General features: G+C 66.9%; 3 protein-coding genes. All 3 read left to right on the top strand.

The annotated features are described in order from the left end of the window. Window positions 1-185 precede the first annotated feature (185 nt). Window positions 186-1,178: an aliphatic sulfonate ABC transporter substrate-binding protein gene (locus KH616_RS24175; RefSeq protein WP_292253726.1), complete on the top strand. Its 993-nt coding sequence runs from the start codon at window positions 186-188 to the stop codon at window positions 1,176-1,178. 71 nt (window positions 1,179-1,249) lie between these two features. Beyond that, complete coding sequence (locus KH616_RS24170) at window positions 1,250-2,041, top strand: ABC transporter permease (protein WP_292253729.1); 792 nt, start codon at window positions 1,250-1,252, stop codon at window positions 2,039-2,041. A gap of 14 nt (window positions 2,042-2,055) precedes the next feature. Continuing rightward, window positions 2,056-2,387 (top strand): ATP-binding cassette domain-containing protein (locus KH616_RS24165; RefSeq protein WP_292253723.1); only part of this gene is annotated, 332 nt, incomplete at its 3' end.

The following is a 2,387-nucleotide window of genomic DNA, read 5'->3' as shown; positions in this document are numbered from 1 at the left end:
CGCCGTGGAAGTCTTGCCGTTGTTCCATTCGCATGCGGAGCAGCCCGTCGCATGACGGCCGGCGCATCACGCACCGATATCGCTCACGCCGATTTCCTTGTGATCTTTCATTAGTTCTTCGCGCCGCGTCCGTTTATTAGATTTGACGATCTAGCTCAATCACCGACCGTGCCGGGAGATCGTCGATGAAGCCATTCTGGAATCGTGCACTGCGCCGCGTCGCGCTGATCGCCGCTGCATTCGTGGCCACTGCCGCCGCCCATGCGGCGACGCCGCCCGAGATCCGCGTCGACTACGCGTACTACGCGCCGGAAAGTCTCGTCATCAAACGCTTCGGCTGGCTCGAAGACGAATTCCGCGACGACCGCACGCCGATCAAATGGGTGCTGAGCCTCGGCAGCAACCGCGCGCTCGAATACCTGAACAGCGGCGCAATCGACTTCGGTTCGACGGCGGGTCTCGCGGCAGTGCTGAGCCGTGCGAACGGCAACCCGATCCGCACCGTGTACGTGTTCTCGCGCCCCGAATGGACGGCGCTCGTCGTGCGCAAGGATTCGCCGATCAAGACGCTCGCCGACCTGAAGGGCAAGAAGATCGCCGCGACGCGCGGCACCGATCCGTTCCTGTTCACGCTGCGCGCGCTGCACACGGCCGGCCTCAATCGCGACGACGTCGAACTGGTGAACCTGCAGCATCCGGACGGCCGCACCGCGCTCGTGAATGGACAAGTCGACGCATGGGCCGGGCTCGATCCGCACATGGCCGCCGCGCAGATTGAAGATGGCGCCCGGCTCCTCTATCGCAACGTCGCCTTCAACACCTACGGGTTCCTGAACGCACGCGAATCGTTCATCGAACAGTATCCGCAAGCCGTCGCGCGCGTGCTGAAGGTCTACGAGAAGGCGCGCCTGTGGATCCTCGCGCATCCCGACGACACCGCGAAGATCGTCGCCGAGGAATCGAAAGTTTCGTTGCCGGTCGCGAAGCTGCAACTCCAGCGCACCGATTTCAGCCAGCCCGTGCCGGGCGCACAGCAAAGCGCCGCGCTAAAGGCCGCCGCGCCGATCCTCGTCACCGAACAGCTCGTGAAGCCGAACACCGATCTGTCGAAGGTTGTCGACACGCTGATCGATCCGCAATTCGCGCAGCCCGCCGCGACGGCCGCGAACAAGCCGTGAGCCATACCGTGGCAACCGACGAAACGTTGAAGCTCGACGCGTGCGCGCCGTGCACCGCCGCGGCTTTGCCCATGCCCGTACCCGCGCCCACCTCGCCCCGGCTGCGGCGCTGGCGCATCGCCGGCGTACTGCTGCCGTTTGTGCTGCTCGTGCTGGTCGAAGCGCTCGTGCGCGCACAGGTCGTGCCGCACCATCTGCTGCCCGCACCGACCGACATACTCGACACGCTCGCGCAGATGGGCGCGGCCCGGCTCGCGCGCCACATCGGCGCCAGCGCGTTGCGCGTGTTCGCCGGATTCGGCATCGGCGCGGCGCTCGCGGTCCTGGTCGGCGCGGCGATGGGACTGAGCCGGCGTGTCGACGCATTGCTCGAACCGTCGTTCCAGGCACTGCGTGCGATCCCTTCGCTCGCGTGGGTTCCGCTGCTGCTGCTGTGGATGGGCATCGACGAGGCGCCGAAGATCACGCTCGTCGCGATCGGCGCGTTCTTTCCCGTGCACCTCGCAGTGGTCGCAGGCATCCGCGGCGTCGATCGCAAGCTCGTCGAACTCGGCGCCGTCTATCGGCTTGGCGCGCCCGCGCTGTTCGCGCGCATCCTGCTGCCAGCCGCGCTTCCGCAGATCGTCACTGGCCTGCGCACGGGCCTCAACCTCGCGTGGATGTTCATGGTCGCGGCCGAGCTGATCGCCGCGACGCGCGGCCTCGGCTTCATGCTGACCGACGGCCGCGAAACCGGTCGACCCGATCTCGTGTTCGGCGCGATCCTGCTGCTTGCGGTGCTCGGCAAGCTGACCGACGGCGCGATGCGTTGGCTCGAACACTGGCTGCTCGGTTGGCGCGACACGCTCGACAAGGCAAAATAAACGGAACACATCGCATGAACCACGATCCGCATACGCCGCCGCTGCTCGACGTGCGCATCGAGCGCAAGCAATACGGGGCACGCACGGTGCTCGGCCGCGTCGCGCTGCACATCGCGCGCGGCGAGATCGTGAGTCTCGTCGGACCGAGCGGCTGCGGCAAGAGCACCCTGCTACGCATCGTCGCGGGGATCGACCGCGCGTATCGCGGCGAGGTCCGGCTCGACGGCGTCGCACAACATGCACCGTCGCCGCATATCGGCGTCATCTTTCAGGAGCCGCGCCTGCTGCCGTGGCTCAGCGTCGCCGACAACTTCGGCTTCGCGGCCGGCCGCCACGGCGGGCGCGA

It is taken from the genome of Burkholderia sp. (assembly GCF_018375725.1).
Taxonomy (GTDB): Bacteria; Pseudomonadota; Gammaproteobacteria; order Burkholderiales; family Burkholderiaceae; genus Burkholderia.
The sequence above is the reverse complement of the archived record's forward strand: the minus strand, read 5'-3'. Positions and strand labels throughout refer to the sequence as shown.